We start from the raw sequence: 15,876 nt of genomic DNA on the forward strand, positions 1-15,876 counted from the left end.
GAGCTCTTCCTGCAGCATCCCGATGCGGAGATCATCACGAGCTTTCCGGGCCTGGCCGTGCTCACCGGCGCCCGGATACTCGCCGAGATCGGCGATGACCGCACCCGGTTCGACACCGCTCGGGATCTGAAAGCGTATGCCGGAAGTGCCCCGGTGACGCGGGAGTCCGGCAAGAGCCGGCGCGTCAGCCATCGCCGGATCAAGAACAGTCGCTTGGCCGCAACCGGCAGGCACTGGGCCTTCGCAGCGCTCACCGCCTCGCCCGGCGCCCATGCCCACTACAACCGGCGACGGGAGACCGGTGACCGCTACTACGCGGCCCTCCGTCACCTGTTCAACCGCATGCTCGGTCAGCTCCACCACTGCTTGACCAGCCGCCAGAAGTTCGATGAAGCGATCGCATTCGCTCCGCCGAAACCGTCACCACTCGCTGCAGCTGCTTGACCCGATAGCTGCATGGGGTGTCTTGTCCCCGGCGACCGCGTCCGGTCGGGTGCGGGGACGGCCGACGGGTCCGCGGACCCGGACCTTCTCCAGCACGGGGATGAACTGCGGGCTGTCCGCGGCCTGGCCCTCGGTCAGGATGAACACCAGCGGGCGGCACCTCCGCTCACCGGCAACATGGATCTTGCTGGTCTGCCCACCCCGGGAGCGCCCGAGCAGGGCCTCCTTCAGCCGGAGCCTGCGCCGGCGCCGGAGGCGTCGCCGTTCTTCCCGTTTCGGGTCACCTGAGGCGTCCCGCCCGTCTTGTTCCTCCGGGCCTCCCCCTTTTGCCGGGCCTTCTCCGCCTCCTCGGCAGCCTTCTCCAGGGCGGCCATGGTGTCGGAGTCGAGGTGCATCCCGGCGGCGTCGTGGTGAGCCCGCACAGTCGTGGAGTCCACACTGACCACGGACAGATCCACCTCGCCGCGCTTCGCGGCTTCCGCGATCAAGCCCTCCATCAGGGCTTCGAAGACGCCGGCGTCCCTCCACTGCCGGAACCGATTGGAGACGGTTGACCACGCACCGAACTCCTTCGGCATCTCCCGCCACTGCCCGCCCGTCCGGAACCGCCAGATCACACCCTCGAACTGCTGCCGCAGCCGTTCCGGGTACGGGCCGTACTCGCCGATCGGCAAGTACGGCTCGATCAACACCCACTCGGCATCCGTCAGTTGCGCTCGTGTCACGCACCACGGTCTACCGGATCTGGACCCGCCGCGAAGGTGAATCGCGCAAATTGATCACGACCGAATACGCGCCCTAGCAGGCCACGAGAAGGGAGCGAAGGACATGGCTTCAGACCCCAGGCCCACCGGTCTCGCCGCTGCGCCGTCGTCCCCGGCCGCCGAGAAGGAACTTGCCGAGCTGTACGCGAGGTTTGGCGCGGCGCACATGATCTCGCTGTGGACGCAGCCGGGCGAGCCGATGCCCGAGAGCCTGCGCCCCGGGCGCGGCCGCACGTATGGCGCTGGAGCGAGTTGTACCCACTCGCACAGCGCGCAGGCGATCTGGTCCCGGTGGGCCGGGGCGGCGAACGCAGGGCGATCGCCCTGGCCAACCCGGGGCTCGACGGAATGCCGCTCGTCACCCCCACGCTCTGGGCGGCGATCCAGTACCTGGGCCCGCACGAAGTGGCCCCCGAACACCGGCACACCCAGAACGCGTTCCGTTTCGTCATCGAGGGCGAGGGCGTCTGGGCGGTGGTGAACAACGATCCCGTGGCTATGCGCCGCGGGGACTTCCCGCTTACCCCCGGCTGGAACTTCCACGGCCACCAGAACGCGACGAGCGAGCCGATGGCCTGGCTGGACGGCCTCGACATCGCGTTCGTGTACGGCAACGACCTCTCGTTCTTCGGGTACGGTCCCGACGGCCTCTCCGACACCAGCACCTCGGAGAGGTCCCGGGCGGAGCGCCTGTGGGCCCACCCCGGGCTGCAGCCGGTCGCCCTGCTCGGCAGCCGGCCCAGCTCGCCGCTGGCCGCCTACCGCTGGGAGTGCACCGATCGCGCGCTGGTCGAAAAGATCATTGGTGTCGGTCTGAACCACCCCACCCACATCGCCGAGATGAACCGGGACCAGCCGCAGTACCCCACCCTCTTCGCGAAGTTCCCCGAGGTGCTCATCGGCGTCGATGACACGCTCGAACTCCCCCAGGAGTCCGACGCGGTGGACTGGGAGGCCGAACTCGCCGTCGTCATCGGCACGCGTGTGCGCCGGGTTGCCGCGGCGCCGCGCAGGAGGCGATCGCCGGGTACGCGGTCCTCAACGACGTGTCGATGCGGGACTGGCAGTTCCGCACCAGGCAGTGGCTGCAGGGCAAGAACTTCGAGGCCACCACGCCGTTCGGCCCCCACCTGGTCACGCCCGACGAGGTGCCCGCGGACGCCGCCATCAGCAGTGCGGTGGACGGCGAGGTCATGCAGGCCTCGACCATCTCGGACCTGCTGTTCGACCCGGCCGATCTGGTCGCATACATCTCCACGGTCATCACCCTCAACCCCGGGGACGTGATCGCCACCGGCACGACTGGAGAGGTAGGGCATGCACGGACGCCCCAGTGGTATCTGCAGCCGGGCCAGACCCTGGTCACCACCATCGAGGGAGTCGGCCGCATGGTCACACCGGTGCGCGCCGCACAGTGGACGGAGCGGGCGGCATGAACAGACCGGACACCGAACTGCGTTGGATGGCGGACGGTTTCGACTGCTTCGCCGGCCAGTTGAGCAAGATCGACGACCAGGGGCTCGACGGGCCGAGCGAGCTGCCGGGCTGGACCCGCAAGCACATCGTCTCCCATCTGGGCTTCAACGCGCGCGCCGTGGGCTGCCTCGTGCACTGGGCCAGGACCGGCGAGCGGACCCCGATGTACCCCGACGCGACGGCACGTGCCGATGAAATCGCAGAGGGCGGGCTGTGGAGCGCGGAGCACCTTCGGGCCTTCGTTGAGACGGAGCGGGAGCAACTTGCCGCGACAGTGGGGAAGTTGAATGGTGCGGACTGGTCGGCCGAAGTCGACACGGGCCAGGGTCGCACCGTGCCTGCCATCGAACTGCCCTGGATGCGCACGCGGGAGGTATGGATCCACGCAGTGGACCTGGGTGCCAGCGGCGGCTTCGACGACTTCCCGTCAGACATGATCGACCGCCTGGTCGCCGAAGCGGTCAGGAAACGACGGGCCGGTGACACGCCGACGCTGGATGTCCGTCCGACCGGCAGGGTGACGGGCCTGGCACCGCGGGCTCCGTCGAGGGCAGCGCGAGCGACCTGGCCCGCTGGCTGCCCCGGCGCGACCCCAGCGGCGTACACATGTCCGACGGCACACCGCTGCCGCAGCTCGGCCCCTGGCTGTGAAACCGGGCCCCCTCAAGCACCGCCTTCCCCTCTGAACCGAGCCCCGAGATGGAGTCCGCCATGGCTGCGCACACGTCCCTCGCCACCCACGACGCCATGACGACCTTGGACATCCCGTCCAAGTTCGACGTCACACACTGGCCGGCCAACGTAGAGAGATACCTCCACCGGACCGAGAAGCCCCTGCATCGGGCGATCCTGAAGAACTACCTCCGACACCTGCTCCTGGAGGTCTCGGGATACTGGGATCAGATCATCGTTCCCGAACTCACCATCGACGACCCCCAGTACAGGGTGGGCGACCGGGGCACGGTCCTTGTCCTCAACGGCAAGGCCGAGGTGGAGAACTTCTACCGGGAGACCTACGAGTCACGCGTCAACGTCATGGGCGCGCGGACCATGAACATGCGCGTCGAGGACTTCGGCGTGACGACCGAGGCGTACTGGACGCATGTGGTGCCGGGACGTTTCTGCACGACCACGACATCGACGCGGACCCTAACGCCCACTACCTGATGAACTACTACATCTTCCAGATGTTCGCCTACACCAGCGACGCCAAGCTCATCGGCGAACGTATCTACGTCGACCCGGTCAGCTACACCTACGAGAAGCTGGCCCCGGAAGACGTGGTGACGCCCGAGCAGGCCAGGGCTGAGCTTGCTCCGTTCCTGGCCCGGGTGACTCTCGACTGACGCCACGCGCCCCGGCGGCGGGCGCGTTCCCGGCAGGAGGGGCGGGTGAGGCGGTAGCACCGCCCCTCCTGAGGGAGAGGTCCCGCCATGAACACCCCGCACCACCACGAGCGTCGCCGCACTCGGGGAGATCCGCCGCCGGTCCGCCGACCGGCGGCGGATCTCCTGTTCACCGGGGCGACCACCGTCATCATGGACCCGGAGCTGGGCATCCTCGACCGCAGCGACCTGCTCGTCGAGGGCGATCCGGTCGGCACGGTTGTCCTGGGCTCCGACGTCCGCAACATCAGCGCCGTGCTCGTCAATGGCGGGCCCCGCAAGAGGGACGGCCAGGTCCTCGGCGTCGACCTGCCGGCCCTGCGCAGCCAGGTGCGGGCCTCGCGCGAGTACGCCCTGAACACCCCCACCGCCTGAGTGTTCCTCACCTGCCCCGGGCTCGTACGAAGAGTGGCCGGGGCACGGCTCCGTCGGGTCAGTACAGCCAGCGGCGCAGCGCGCGGGTGAGCAGGGGCATGGCGGCGCATGACATCACGACGCTGAGGAAGACGGCGCCCACCGCGGTGCGCGCCAGGAACGGGAACGAGGAGAGCGGGGGCTGCAGCACGGTGGCGACCAGGAGCGAGACGGGGAATGTCCCGAGAGTCGCCGTCGTGGTCATCTTCCATCTGGGGGGAGGCGCCTGGGTGGGGCGGTCCGGGATGGCGAACCAGGTCTCGAGACCCGTCAGTTGGCGCCGGGAGACTTCCGTGTGGAGTCCGTCGGACCAGTCCAACCAGGCGGCCCGTTCGGGGGAGCGGTGCCATTCCTGGTGGGCGGCGGTGTTGCGGAAGCGGTGGATGAGGTACCAGGGAGTGCCGGGGCTGGTGGGCCGGAAGAGTCCCTACCCGAGGTGGCCGGGGAACTGGGCCGCCGCGGACAGGATGCCGTTGGCCCATGCCTCGAACTCTTCCTCGTGCCCGGGGTCGACCCGGCGGGCGATGAGGAGGCCCACCTCTCCCGAAGGGGCGGGTGCTGACTGCTGCTCGTGGATCATGGGTGGCTCTGCCTCTCGGTATCGCCTGACGGGACTGCCAGGTCGTGGCGTCGCGCGCTGTGTAAACCACGACCCAGGGGCGGTGCAGGCCGCGTCCGCCGGCGGGAGCGGGACGTGGATCCGGCCCCAGCAGGATGCGTAGCGTCGTGGCGCGCGCCTCGGCGCTCACCACGGTCTGGACGGGACCGGGCCAGCCAAGCCCGTACTTGGCGCGGAAGGCATCGGAGATCAGCTCGTTGAGGTGATGATCGTGGACCGGATGGAAGGCCGAGCGCACGTAAGCATCGCCGTCGACGTGCACGCACCACAGTGGCTGACGTTCCCAGGAGCCGCCAGACCGACTGGTGTGGATGAGGATCTCCCCGGCCCGGCCCAGCTCTGCCGCTTCAACCACGGTGGGGACTCTTCGGTTGCACAGCAATCGCAGAATGGTGCCGGAGGGCGACGGGGTTCATACCTAAGTGGCCGTGCATGGCGCCTCCTTGAGGGGAGAGCGAGTGGTCGGTCCACGGTGCGCCTCACTCCGAGGTGCTCGCGTCGGTCATTGTCGCCTAATGGGGCGCATTTTCCGCATTTTCCGCAGCGCGGAGCCGATCCGCTGTACTGTGGACGCGTCATCAACTTGTGTGCGGGATGCGGGCGAACCACCGACACACACGTGTCCGATCCCGGCTCAGGCGCCCATCGACAGCGGCTTTTCGGGCAGCCGCTCCATCTGCCACGCAACGCTGCCGACCGCAGATCTCCCTTCGTGCGGGGCGGGCGATGAGCCGTTGTACGTGCAGGCGGAGGAACACGGATTGGTGAAGATACGTAGGGCGACGGCCGGGTGTTCGGAGCTCATCGGCAGGCGTCGTGAGTCCGAGACACTGAACCTCCTGGTCGAAGGGGTGAGGGCAGGGCGCGGCGGAGCACTGGTGGTGAGGGGCGAGGCGGGAATCGGCAAGTCTGCTCTGCTGGACTCCGTGCGAACCGTCCCGGGCGTACGGGTTTTACGGGTCGGCGGCGTGGAGTTCGAGACGGAGCTCGCCTTCGCGGCAGTGCACCAGCTGTGTGCGCCGACTCTGGACGGCCTCGGGAAACTCCCGGCCCCTCAACTCGAAGCGCTGTGCGCGGCCTTCGGCCTGGGCGGCGAGGGTGTGCCGGATCGTTTCCGCGTCGGCCTGGCCGTGCTGGGGCTGCTGTCGGAGACAGCCGCGAAGCAACCACTGCTGTGCGTCGTCGACGATGCGCAATGGCTGGACCAGGCGTCCGCGCAGACGCTCGCCTTCACTGCACGACGAGTTCAGAACGAACCTGTGGCGTTCGTGTTCGCGACGCGCGAGCCGGACGACCGACGGGAGTTGGCCGGGCTGCCCGAACTGCCGCTCCAGGGCCTGGCGGAGGACGACGCCCGCAATCTCCTCGCCTCGCGCATCCGTGCACCGCTCGACGGCCCGGTGCGCGAGCGCATCATCGCCGAGGCGCGCGGCAACCCGCTCGCTCTGCTGGAACTGCCGCGCACCGCGGAACTGGCCGGCGGATTCGGTTTGCCCGACGCGGTCCCCGCCTCGGGCAAGGTGGAGGCGAGCTTTCGGACGCGACTTCTCGAACTTCCGCACAGATCAAGGCTGTTGCTACTGGTGGCGGCCGCGGAGACGACGGGGGACCCCGTACTGCTCTGGCGGGCGGCGGAGTCGCTCGGCATTAATGCCGAGGCCGCGGTGCCCGCCGAGGACGCGGACCTGGTCTCGCTGGGGCTATGGGTGCGGTTCCGGCATCCGCTGGTGCGCTCCACCGTCTACCAGGACGCGTCACCGGCCGACCGCCGCGCGGTGCACGGCGCACTGGCGCAGGCCATGGCCGACAGCGACGAGCCGGACCGCTGGGCCTGGCATCGCTCCCAGGCAGCTGCCGGGCCGGATACGGAGGTGGCCGAGGCGCTCGTCCGCTCGGCCGGTCGCGCACAGGCGCGTGGTGGCATCGCGGCCGCGGCGGCGTTCCTCGAGGCCGCGGCACGGCTGACACCCGAACCCGTGCTCCGTGCCGAGCGCGCGCTCGCCGCGGCCGGCGCCAAGCGCGACACCGGCGCCGTCGAGGCGGCCCTGGACCTCCTGGCGGCGGCCGGCGCGGTACGGCTGGACGACCAACTGCGCGCCCGCACCGAGACATTGCGTGCGCGGATTGCGTTCGACCAGTACCGCAACGATGCCGCGGTCGTGAGGCTGCAGAAGGCGGCGCAGCTGACCGCGCCGCTCGATGCGGCATCGGCCCGGGAGATCTTCCTGGAGACACTCGCGGCAGCGGTTTTTGTCGGCAGGTTCGTCGAGGGGCCACGTTTGCTCGACACGGCCGAGGCCGCCCGCGCGGTCACTCCCGCCCTCGCCCCGGCCCGTCCGCTCGACCTTCTTCTCGACGGCCTCACAACGCAGGCCAGAGACGGATTCCTGGCAGCCGCACCGCTCCTGCGCGGCGTCGTGGACAGCTACCTCGAGAGCGGACGCGACGAAGGCTTCTCCCCGGGAGAGCTGTGGCTGGCCTGCAGCGCCGCGATGGACCTCTGGGACGAGGCCGCATGGCGGACACTGGCCGACCGTCAGATCCGATCCTCCCGCGCGACAGGTGCCCTGGCCGCGCTTCCCGTGACATTGAGCTACCGGGCCCTCGCACACATTCATGCCGGCGAGTTCGACGACGCCGGGGCACTCATCGATGAGGCGTACGTGATCGCCGAGGAGGTAGGTGCGCCCGGGCTCGACTATGTGGATGTCTCACTCACCGCGTGGCGTGGCGACGAGGAGCGTACGATCGGACTTGCCGACGCCGCTCTGCGCGGCGCCACCGCGCGCGGCGAGGGCAGACTCGTCACCGCCGTCGAGTACGCCCAGGCGGTCCTGTTCAATGGCCTGGGCCGGCCCGCCGCCGCCCTGGACGCCTGCCGCGCCGCGTGCGATCTCGACGAGATGGGCTTCCACGCCTGGATCCCCGTCGAATACGTGGAAGCGGCCGTCCGGTCGGGCAACAGGGAACTCGCCGTCCCCGTCCTGGAAAAACTCACGGAGCGTACCGCGGCGAGCCCCACCGACTGGGCCGTAGGGGTGCAACTCCGTTCGCGCGCGCTGCTCACCGAGGGGCCGAAGGCCGATGACCTGTACCGGGAAGCTATTGACCGCCTCGACCGCAGCGAGGCAAGAGCACACGCCGCACGCGCCCGGCTCCTCCACGGCGAGTGGCTGCGGCGCGGTGGACATCGGCTCGAAGCGCGTACGCAGTTGCGCGCGGCCCACGACATGCTGACGTCCATCGGGGCCGACGCGTTCGCCGTGCGCGCAGCCCGCGAGCTGGGAGCGTCGGGCGAGCACCCGCGCAAGCGCCGGGCCGGCGCGAATGCCGATCAGCTCACCGCCCAGGAGTTTCGGATCGCCCGCCTCGTCGCCACCGGCGCCACGTCCAGGGAAGTGGGATCACAACTGTTTCTGAGCCCGCGGACGATCGACGCCCATCTGCGCAACATCTTCAAGAAGCTGAGCATCACCTCGCGCAGGCAACTGCGGGACATGCCCCTCGCCCGGTGAGCCGGGAAGCGTTCACCGAAGCGAAACACAGACAGTTCGAGGACGCGTCCACATCCTGATACGTTCCATTCATGGATGAACCTCATTGGCTCGACGAGCGGGAGGCCCGCGTCTGGAGGCAGTACCGCGGTCTGATACGGGAACTCCAGAGCGCGCAGGACCGGCAACTCGTCCGCGACTCGGGCCTCTCCGGCGCCGACTACGCGCTGCTCGTACCGCTGTCCGAAGCCACTGACGGGGTGCTGAGGGCACGGGACCTGGGCCTGGAGATCGGCTGGGAACGCAGTCGGCTCTCGCATCAGATCGGCCGGATGGAGAAGCGGGGCCTGGTCGCCCGCGAGCCGTGTCCGGACGACGCCCGCGGCTCGATGGTGCGTCTGACTCCCGACGGCCGGGCGGCCATCGAGGCGGCGGCCCCCGCTCATGTCGAGACGGTGCGCCGCTACTTCTTCGACCCACTGACGGCCAAAGAGGTCGACGTACTGAGTGCGCTCTTCGAGAAGATGCTCGGCGCACTCGGCCGCTGACCTCCTGTTCCCGTCGGGTTGCAAGGGGGCGGTGGATGCCCAGTTGCTCACCTCTGCCGTCATTGGCCTCTGTTGCCCTCGGCGCCCTCCCTATGGACCTGTTCCACGCCGGCATCGGTGCCTTCGGCCGGACCTGAATCCGCGGCCCTACCGGAATGTGTGTGCCGGCGCCTCGCGCGCCCGCACTCATCGCCTACAACCGCTGGCAGGATCTGGCCGTGCTGCGGGAACAGGGATCGCTTCGCTGCGAGCAGCCCGCGCCCACCTGCAGAGGCGGCTTCGGCTTTCATCCGCTGCTGTGTTTCCTCGCGAACACCGGCGAGGCCATGTCCGGCCGACTGCGGCCCGGCAACTCCGGAGCCAACACCGCCGCCGATCACATCGCGGTGCTGGACGACGCCCTCGCACAGATCCCCGACGCTCACCGGTACGGCACCCAGATCCTGGTCCGCGCCGACAGCGCCGGATCCGCGAAAGCCTTCCTCACCCGCACCCGGACCTTGCGCGAGCACGGGTTGAACCTGCGGTTCGCGGTCGGATACGCGGTCACCGAGCCAGTCCATCGTGCAATCCGCTCATTGCCCGAAGCTCTCTGGCATCCCGCCTTGGACCAGAACGGGACACTGCGAGACGGCGCCGAGGTCGCCGAACTGACCGGCATGGTCGACCTCGCCGGTTACCCGGTCGGCACCCCGCATCACCGTGCGGCGCGAACGACCGCACCCCGGCGCCCAACTGTCCCTGTCCGACCGCGACGAGGGCCTGGGACACCAGGTATTCCTCGCCGACATCCCGTACTCCGGCGGCAGCTCCGCACAGTTCCTTGAGGTCCGCCACCGCGGACACGCCACGGTCGAGGACCACATCCGGTGCGGCAAGACCACCGGCGTCGGACGCTTCCCATCCCGCCATTTTGACGTCAACGCCACCTGGCCTGAACTCGGCCTCACGGCGATCGATCTCCTCGCCTGGGCCCGCGTCCTCCTGCTGGATGGCGAACTCGCCGCCGCCGAACCCAAGAAATCTCGCTACCGGCTGCTACACGTTGCCGCCCGCCTCACCCGCGGTGGACGCCGCCTCCGCCTGCGGATCTCGGCGACCTGGCCCTGGAGACATGAACTGGCCCCGGCTTTCCACCGCCTTGCCACACCGCCCCGACCGGTTGACTGACCTGCGGCCCCCGCCCACCCACGGTCCGAAGGGCCCGGAGAACCCGACGATTGCGCCGGGAGTCCACCATGCCCAGGCAACAGAATCGCCTCGACCACCCAACAGTTGATGATCGACGCAGCCGCCTCAGCCCAACCGAAACGGCGAGGCTAGGCGATATTCACCGATGCGAGCCCCTTGCCACGGTGGCAGCCTGATCACTGTGAGCGACCGGCCGAGGTCGCGACAGCACAGGGGAACGGGTGGAGAACGTGGCGGGCCGGATCACCGTGGAAGACGTCCGCGAGGAACACCACCTCGAGGCCAGAGTGGGCCAGGAACTGGCGGGCAGGGCCGACTGCATTCGCACCGACCGGCTCATCGCCTTCGTCCACACTGAGGTGCTGCCCGCCCATGAAGGCCAGGATGTTGGATCGGCACTGGCCCGGGCAGCGCTGGAACATGCCAAGACCCTCGACCTCCAGATACTGCCGGTCTGCCCCTTCATCGCCGGCTGGATGGACCGTCATCCGGAGTATGCCGAGCTGCGCTACAAGCCGACCAGTCGCGTGAAGGACTGAGGCGACACCGTGCAGCCGAAGGACTTTCCTCCGGCGACGGCTCCGACCGCTGCGCCCGCGGCGTGGAGTGCTCTCCGACAGAACGTCAGAGTGCGGCAGTTCCCGCTGAACTCGAGGCCACACGGTACGCGCTCTGAGCTCAGCGCTCCCGTTCCCCCGACATAGCCGGTTGCGACCAACAGGCGCAGCCGACACCGATGGACACCGGAGAGACACATGGCAGTCAATGGCATTACCTACACCGGCCTGGACGCGCTGCTGACCCCCGAGAACTCGGTCCTCCTCCTGATCGACCACCAGGGTGCCCAGTTCGCAGGCATGCGCAGCATGGACGCCTCCCTGGTCATCAACAATGTGACCGCCCTGGCCAAGGGGGCGAAGCTGTTCGAGGTTCCGACGATCCTCTCCACCGTGGTGCAGGACCGCGGCGGGCGGATCATCCATCAGATCCAGGATGTCTTCCCCGACCAGAAGCCCATCGACCGCACCACGATCAACACGTGGGAGGACCAGCGAGTCGTGGACGCGGTCGCGGCGACCGGCCGCAAGGACCTCATCATTGCCGGCCTGTGGACAGACATATGCCTGGCCTGGCCCGCGATCCACGCCATCGCCGACGGCTACCGGGTCTTCGCGGTGACGGATGCGTCCGGGGCGACCACGGTCGAAGCCCATGAGCGCGGCATCCAGCGCATGATCCAGGCCGGTGTCGTTCCGACCTGCGCCGGCACCGTCGTCTCCGAGTGGCAGCGGGACTGGGCGCGCGAGGAGACGGTCCCGGGGATGACGAAGATCCTGCTCGAGCACGGCAGCAGCTTCGGCACCAGCCTGGCCTGGGAACTCCAGCTTCTCGGCAAGGCGTAACACGCCAGTCCGGCGACCGCTGACCGCGGCCTCCTCGACGCGAACAATGGCGTAGAGGAGGCCGCGGTCGGTGTATGCGGCGGGGCAGTGTCGGCGGCGGCGGAGCTTCGAACTTGGGTTCTGGATCACTTTCTGGGCTCTGTCGCTGATTGAGGGGTCTGTGCCGACCAGGAACGGGTGGCGGGCATGACCTGGGCATGATGGATGCGGCGGGTGTCCCCACCGGCCGGTCGACGTGCTCGCCGACCGGACCGCGAACACCTTCGCCGCCTGGCTGCGCGACCATCCCGAGGTACGGACGATCTGTCGCGACCGCGCCGGCCCATTCGCCAGGCCGGCGAGGCCGGTCCCCTCTGCCAGCTCCCGCGCCGCCCCCGCTGCCACGGGCTCGCCGTCCTCGTGGCCGCCGCCCGGGTACTCCCACAGGCCGGGTAGGACGTCGTGCGCGGCCCGGCGGATCGTCAGGATCCGGCCGGAGGTGTCACGGAGCACTACGCCGACGCCGATCCGTTCGGCGCCCTCGCGGAAGGCGAGGCCGGTCAGCCAGGAGCTTGAACGGCACGGTCCGATGGATCCGGTGGCCCCGCCCACCAACGGGTACCCCACCCGGTCGATCGCGGCATTGCGCTGGTACACCTCGATCCTCGTGGGCCAACGCGAGTCACCGCAGATCACGTAGAGGCGGCTGGCCAGCAGGTTCTCCGGAACCGGCAGGGGCGGTGGCACCGGCTTGCCCCTGTCGAGCGACTGCCAGGCTTCAGCCAGCGTGGGCATCAGGGCCTCGACGTAGAGGCGGTCGAAGGTCATCCCGCGGAACAGCGTCCCGTCCATGCCTCCGACCGGTTCGGCATCGAGGCGGTCGGCGAGTTCGTGGAACTTGGCGGTCACCTGCTCCGCAGTGGTGCCCAGGCCGTACGTGGGGTGCGTGGCCGCGAACTCGGCGAAATCCGGGAACCGGTCCTCCATTCCGCGACCGAGCCGGCGGAAGGCCTCGAGGTCGTAGCCGCCGGGACCGAGGTTGCTGTCGAGCAGGATCCGGTCGCCGCGTTCGGGGAACATCGAGGCGAATGCCGCGCCGAGGTAGCTGCCGTAGGAGGTTCCGAAGTAGGAGGCCTTCGGCTCGCCTACCGCCGCGCGGGTCCGGTCCATGTCGCGCGCGGTGTTCGCGGTGGTGGTGTGCGGCAGCATCCACCCGGTCCGCGAGGTGGCGCACTGCCGGGCGACGGCCCGCGCGTTCTCCGCCTCCCGGGCGACGTCGGCCGCGGTGTGCGTGTACGGCGGGAAGCTGCCGCGCTGCTGCTGCCACGGGGTCAGGTCACAGGTGACCGGCGTGCTGCGGCCGACGCCCCGCAGGGTCGAAGCCGATCACGTCATAGGAGTCGAAGGGGCGCACATGGGACGCCGAGGCATCACCCCGGTGGTGAAGGTCTGCGGCCGGGGCTCCGGACAGGTCTCGGTCGCCGGGCTGCTCGCGATGCGCCCGGGCTCGCGGACCCGGTTGTGCCACCGGCTGCGGCGCCATACCGGGCGCAAGGGCGAGCGCCGCAGCTGTTCGAGCGCGACTGCATCGCTCTGATCGACGGAATCCACCAGCCGGTCAGGGCGCCGATCGTGCTGGTCCGGGACCGGCTCAACACCCATGTCTCCCATGCCGTACGCGACTTGATCAGTGCGCGGGACTGGCTGACGGTGCTCATCCTGCCCGCCTACGCACCCGAGCTGAACGCGGTCGAGTACCTGTGGGCCCACGTCAAGCGCAGTCTCGCAAACCTCGCCAGCGTTGCCCTCGACCGACTCGAAGCCCTCGTCCGCAACCGTCTCAAGCGACTGCAGTGCCGCGCCGACGTCCTCGACGGCTTCCTCGTCGGAACTGGACTTTCCCTCGACCTCCCACCGCCATCACCTTGAAGCGCGAGGTCAGTGGCAGGGGCTACCTGCCACTGAGCCCACTGCTGTAGCTCGTGAGTATAGCTCTCTCGTGCGCTATTAAAACCCGATTGGCCCACTTGGGTTGCCGGCCCCAGTGGAAAGCGTCGACCATAATTGTGCAGCACTCCCGGGTCTGGACCCTTCGCTTTTGCCCCGAGAGGGGGCTTCCTCTCACGTGAAAGCTGGTACGTCAGCAATGCCTCAGTCCGCTCTCAGTGAACAGCCAGCCGTCGACGACTGCGGATACAGTTAAGCGTGAGAGGAAGTATTCGATATGGCGAATACGGCACTTAGGAGGGTCCTTGTCACGGGAGCTGGCACCGGCTTCGGGTTCGAAGCCGCCATGCGCCTGGCCGAGAAAGGATTCGATGTGATTGCCGGGGTGGAGATCTATGCCCAGGTGCAGACACTGAAGTGGCAGGCCGTCGAGCGCGGGGTAAAGCTTCAGGTGGAGAAGCTCGACGTCACGAACGGCGGTGACCGTCGCAAGGCCCTCGACTGGGGTGTGGAAATCCTCGTAAACAACGCCGGCGTTGGCGAAGGCGGTTCCACGGTTGACATCCCCGAAACGAACATTCGGCACCAGTTTGAGGTCAACGTCACCGGGCCCCTTGTCCTCACTCAGGGGATCGCCAAGCAGATGGTCAAGCGCAGGGCAGGCCGCATCGTCTGGGTTTCTTCGAGGGAGGGTCTGAACGTCAACCCATTTACTGGCATCTACTCCGCGTCCAAACATGCAGTCGAGGCGATCGCCGAGACCATGGCCTACGAGCTGCAGGAGCATAATATTGAAGTCGCCACGGTCAACCCCGGGCCATTCTTGACCGGGTTCAACGACCGCATGTTCCAGACCTGGGAAAGCTGGGAGGACGACCCATCGCGACGGATCTTTGACTATTCCAAGCTATCCTTTCCCCGCGCGCAGTTCGACCCTGAAGTGGTCTATGCGACGTTGACGGCTGTCGCTGCCGGCGAGGTTGATAGTTACCGCAATTTGGAGCCAAAGTCGATGATTGACGAGACCAGGCATCTTCAAGGGATTCCGTGGGAGCGCAAGATTACGGACGGCCTTGGGGCTCGACACCCTTCCATCCAAAATTCATACGAGATGCGGCCGGAGACTCCTGTCACCAAGTGACCCGACCTCCCAAGCGGCCCTTAAGTAGAAGAAGCTCGTGAGTTCGTTCTCGCCGGTCCCACCCGCTCGTTACCGACTCCGCGACCAAGTCTCGCCGGATCGCTATTTGAACCGCTTCCATTGATATCAGATTCCTCCAACTTTCAGAGGCGTTCTCTCATGGCCAAGATCCTTTTCGTGATGACCGGAGCGAGCTACTGGACGCTCAAGAACGGCCACCGTCACCCGACCGGGTACTGGGCTGAGGAGTTCGCAAGTCCGTACAGGGTGTTCACCGAGGCCGGCCACGAGGTCACCATCGCCACCCCGGGCGGTGTCGTACCCGTCTGCGACACGATGAGTCTGCGACCCCGCTTCACAGGGGGAGAAGATGCATCCGTCGAGCAGGAAGGCATCATCGAAGAGGCCGAGCAACTCCGCCACGCCATCCCGATCAAGGACGTGGACCTCCGTGACTACGACGCGGTCTACTACCCAGGAGGCCACGGCCCCATGGAGGATCTCTGGTGCGATGCCGATTCCGGGCTGCTGCTGAGGAGGGCCCTCGCGTCCGGCAAGCCGCTCGGCCTCGTCTGCCACGCCCCGGCGGCACTGCTCGCCACCCGGGACGAGATGGGTGACACGCCGTTTTCCAACTACCGCGTCACCGGATTCACGAACGACGAGGAGGCGGGTGTCGGCTTCGCCGACAAGGCCAAGTGGCTCATGGAGGACGAGGTCAGAAATCTTCCTGCAAACTACTCCCGCGGCCCCATGTGGGAGTCGTACACGGTGGTTGACCGCAACCTGTACACCGGACAGAATCCGGCGTCCTCCGGCCCGCTGGCCACGATCATGCTCAAGAACCTCTCGTAGCCACGGGGCCAATCGCGTCACCGCGCGACAGCCCGCGCTGCGCGGGTGTTCACGGACGCCCGACGAGCCGCTGAGGTGCTGCTGGACGTGGCGCTGGGGAACGTCCCCGCAGCCTGACGGGCCGAACAGGCCCGGTGAAGCGTTCGGCGTTCGGCCGATCGGGTGGCCGGCCTTCGCCGTTCAGTGTGCAGCCTCGGTGCACGGGCTGCGTTCGGT

The 15,876-nt window shown here is 68.2% G+C and carries 16 protein-coding genes and 5 pseudogenes; 16 read left to right on the forward strand and 5 right to left on the reverse strand.

What is annotated here, in order from left to right; translation table 11 throughout:
- On the forward strand, positions 1–444 hold a 444-nt coding region (locus ACFVUY_RS28710; RefSeq protein ID WP_387734657.1), incomplete at its 5' end, for a transposase.
- 21 nt (positions 445–465) lie between these two features.
- Here the strand turns inward: ACFVUY_RS28710 and ACFVUY_RS28715 are convergent.
- Positions 466–1,169, reverse strand: a pseudogene (locus ACFVUY_RS28715) (transposase); the annotation flags it as partial.
- A gap of 387 nt (positions 1,170–1,556) precedes the next feature.
- Here ACFVUY_RS28715 and ACFVUY_RS28720 point away from each other — a divergent pair.
- The 6 genes and pseudogenes from ACFVUY_RS28720 to ACFVUY_RS28745 all read left to right on the forward strand — a co-directional run.
- Positions 1,557–2,147, forward strand: a pseudogene (locus tag ACFVUY_RS28720) (cupin domain-containing protein); the annotation flags it as partial.
- A 113-nt stretch (positions 2,148–2,260) separates the two neighbouring features.
- Positions 2,261–2,644 carry a fumarylacetoacetate hydrolase family protein gene (locus tag ACFVUY_RS28725; protein ID WP_387734660.1) on the forward strand — a complete coding sequence of 128 codons (384 nt, stop codon included), beginning with the start codon at positions 2,261–2,263 and terminating at the stop codon, positions 2,642–2,644.
- On the forward strand, positions 2,641–3,435 hold the full coding sequence (locus tag ACFVUY_RS28730) for a maleylpyruvate isomerase family mycothiol-dependent enzyme (RefSeq protein ID WP_387734663.1): 795 nt from the start codon (positions 2,641–2,643) through the stop codon (positions 3,433–3,435). The genes ACFVUY_RS28725 and ACFVUY_RS28730 overlap by 4 nt, the downstream gene beginning before the upstream one ends.
- Positions 3,396–3,851 carry a hypothetical protein gene (locus ACFVUY_RS28735; protein WP_387734666.1) on the forward strand — a complete coding sequence of 152 codons (456 nt, stop codon included), beginning with the start codon at positions 3,396–3,398 and terminating at the stop codon, positions 3,849–3,851. The genes ACFVUY_RS28730 and ACFVUY_RS28735 overlap by 40 nt, the downstream gene beginning before the upstream one ends.
- A complete protein-coding gene (locus ACFVUY_RS28740) occupies positions 3,851–4,030 on the forward strand; it encodes a hypothetical protein (protein ID WP_387734669.1) in 180 nt (59 codons plus the stop codon). The genes ACFVUY_RS28735 and ACFVUY_RS28740 overlap by 1 nt, the downstream gene beginning before the upstream one ends.
- An 87-nt stretch (positions 4,031–4,117) precedes the next feature.
- Entirely contained in the window at positions 4,118–4,444 is a 327-nt protein-coding gene (locus ACFVUY_RS28745; protein WP_387734672.1) for a hypothetical protein, read from the forward strand.
- Positions 4,445–4,502: 58 nt separating this feature from the next.
- Here the strand turns inward: ACFVUY_RS28745 and ACFVUY_RS28750 are convergent, their stop codons facing one another.
- Both ACFVUY_RS28750 and ACFVUY_RS28755 read right to left on the reverse strand, forming a co-directional pair.
- Entirely contained in the window at positions 4,503–4,688 is a 186-nt protein-coding gene (locus ACFVUY_RS28750; protein ID WP_387734674.1) for a hypothetical protein, read from the reverse strand.
- A gap of 222 nt (positions 4,689–4,910) precedes the next feature.
- On the reverse strand, positions 4,911–5,063 hold the full coding sequence (locus ACFVUY_RS28755; RefSeq protein WP_387734677.1) for a hypothetical protein: 153 nt from the start codon (positions 5,061–5,063) through the stop codon (positions 4,911–4,913).
- 809 nt (positions 5,064–5,872) lie between these two features.
- Between ACFVUY_RS28755 and ACFVUY_RS28760 the strand changes: the two genes are divergently transcribed.
- The 5 genes and pseudogenes from ACFVUY_RS28760 to ACFVUY_RS28780 all read left to right on the forward strand — a co-directional run bounded on the left by ACFVUY_RS28760 (position 5,873) and on the right by ACFVUY_RS28780 (position 11,738).
- On the forward strand, positions 5,873–8,617 hold the full coding sequence (locus tag ACFVUY_RS28760; RefSeq protein ID WP_387734960.1) for an AAA family ATPase: 2,745 nt from the start codon (positions 5,873–5,875) through the stop codon (positions 8,615–8,617).
- A gap of 71 nt (positions 8,618–8,688) precedes the next feature.
- Positions 8,689–9,144, forward strand: a complete 456-nt coding sequence (locus ACFVUY_RS28765; protein WP_387734679.1) for a MarR family winged helix-turn-helix transcriptional regulator — start codon at positions 8,689–8,691, stop codon at positions 9,142–9,144.
- 248 nt (positions 9,145–9,392) lie between these two features.
- Positions 9,393–10,314 (forward strand): annotated as a pseudogene (locus tag ACFVUY_RS28770) (transposase); the annotation flags it as partial.
- 242 nt (positions 10,315–10,556) lie between these two features.
- A complete protein-coding gene (locus tag ACFVUY_RS28775) occupies positions 10,557–10,874 on the forward strand; it encodes a GNAT family N-acetyltransferase (RefSeq protein WP_387734681.1) in 318 nt (105 codons plus the stop codon).
- 216 nt (positions 10,875–11,090) lie between these two features.
- Positions 11,091–11,738 carry a hydrolase gene (locus ACFVUY_RS28780; protein WP_387734683.1) on the forward strand — a complete coding sequence of 216 codons (648 nt, stop codon included), beginning with the start codon at positions 11,091–11,093 and terminating at the stop codon, positions 11,736–11,738.
- A 393-nt stretch (positions 11,739–12,131) separates the two neighbouring features.
- Here the strand turns inward: ACFVUY_RS28780 and ACFVUY_RS28785 are convergent.
- A pseudogene (locus ACFVUY_RS28785) lies at positions 12,132–12,230 on the reverse strand (hypothetical protein); the annotation flags it as partial.
- A 66-nt stretch (positions 12,231–12,296) separates the two neighbouring features.
- A pseudogene (locus tag ACFVUY_RS28790) lies at positions 12,297–13,119 on the reverse strand (alpha/beta fold hydrolase); the annotation flags it as partial.
- Positions 13,120–13,131: 12 nt separating this feature from the next.
- Here ACFVUY_RS28790 and ACFVUY_RS28795 point away from each other — a divergent pair.
- The 4 genes from ACFVUY_RS28795 to ACFVUY_RS28810 all read left to right on the forward strand — a co-directional run bounded on the left by ACFVUY_RS28795 (position 13,132) and on the right by ACFVUY_RS28810 (position 15,660).
- The gene (locus ACFVUY_RS28795; RefSeq protein ID WP_387734685.1) at positions 13,132–13,314 is read left to right on the forward strand and encodes a hypothetical protein; all 183 of its coding nucleotides are present in this window, start codon (positions 13,132–13,134) and stop codon (positions 13,312–13,314) included.
- A 35-nt stretch (positions 13,315–13,349) separates the two neighbouring features.
- The gene (locus ACFVUY_RS28800) at positions 13,350–13,646 is read left to right on the forward strand and encodes a transposase (protein WP_387734687.1); all 297 of its coding nucleotides are present in this window, start codon (positions 13,350–13,352) and stop codon (positions 13,644–13,646) included.
- Positions 13,647–13,941: 295 nt separating this feature from the next.
- Entirely contained in the window at positions 13,942–14,805 is an 864-nt protein-coding gene (locus ACFVUY_RS28805; RefSeq protein WP_387734690.1) for an SDR family oxidoreductase, read from the forward strand.
- Positions 14,806–14,964: 159 nt separating this feature from the next.
- Positions 14,965–15,660, forward strand: a complete 696-nt coding sequence (locus ACFVUY_RS28810) for a type 1 glutamine amidotransferase domain-containing protein (RefSeq protein ID WP_387734692.1) — start codon at positions 14,965–14,967, stop codon at positions 15,658–15,660.
- Positions 15,661–15,876: the final 216 nt, after the last annotated feature.

Source organism: Kitasatospora sp. NPDC058063 (assembly GCF_042885395.1).
In the GTDB taxonomy this organism is placed as follows: Bacteria; Actinomycetota; Actinomycetes; order Streptomycetales; family Streptomycetaceae; genus Kitasatospora; species Kitasatospora lactacystinica.

Bases quoted from the DNA above. Each gene is read 5' to 3' on its own strand.
- ACFVUY_RS28725 (WP_387734660.1), top strand. From the start codon at position 2,261: ATGCGGGACTGGCAGTTCCGCACCAGGCAGTGGCTGCAGGGCAAGAAC.
- ACFVUY_RS28730 (WP_387734663.1), top strand. From the start codon at position 2,641: ATGAACAGACCGGACACCGAACTGCGTTGGATGGCGGACGGTTTCGAC.
- ACFVUY_RS28735 (WP_387734666.1), top strand. From the start codon at position 3,396: ATGGCTGCGCACACGTCCCTCGCCACCCACGACGCCATGACGACCTTG.
- ACFVUY_RS28740 (WP_387734669.1), top strand. From the start codon at position 3,851: ATGAACTACTACATCTTCCAGATGTTCGCCTACACCAGCGACGCCAAG.
- ACFVUY_RS28745 (WP_387734672.1), top strand. From the start codon at position 4,118: ATGAACACCCCGCACCACCACGAGCGTCGCCGCACTCGGGGAGATCCG.
- ACFVUY_RS28750 (WP_387734674.1), bottom strand. From the start codon at position 4,688: ATGACCACGACGGCGACTCTCGGGACATTCCCCGTCTCGCTCCTGGTC.
- ACFVUY_RS28755 (WP_387734677.1), bottom strand. From the start codon at position 5,063: ATGATCCACGAGCAGCAGTCAGCACCCGCCCCTTCGGGAGAGGTGGGC.
- ACFVUY_RS28765 (WP_387734679.1), top strand. From the start codon at position 8,689: ATGGATGAACCTCATTGGCTCGACGAGCGGGAGGCCCGCGTCTGGAGG.
- ACFVUY_RS28780 (WP_387734683.1), top strand. From the start codon at position 11,091: ATGGCAGTCAATGGCATTACCTACACCGGCCTGGACGCGCTGCTGACC.
- ACFVUY_RS28795 (WP_387734685.1), top strand. From the start codon at position 13,132: ATGGGACGCCGAGGCATCACCCCGGTGGTGAAGGTCTGCGGCCGGGGC.
- ACFVUY_RS28805 (WP_387734690.1), top strand. From the start codon at position 13,942: ATGGCGAATACGGCACTTAGGAGGGTCCTTGTCACGGGAGCTGGCACC.
- ACFVUY_RS28810 (WP_387734692.1), top strand. From the start codon at position 14,965: ATGGCCAAGATCCTTTTCGTGATGACCGGAGCGAGCTACTGGACGCTC.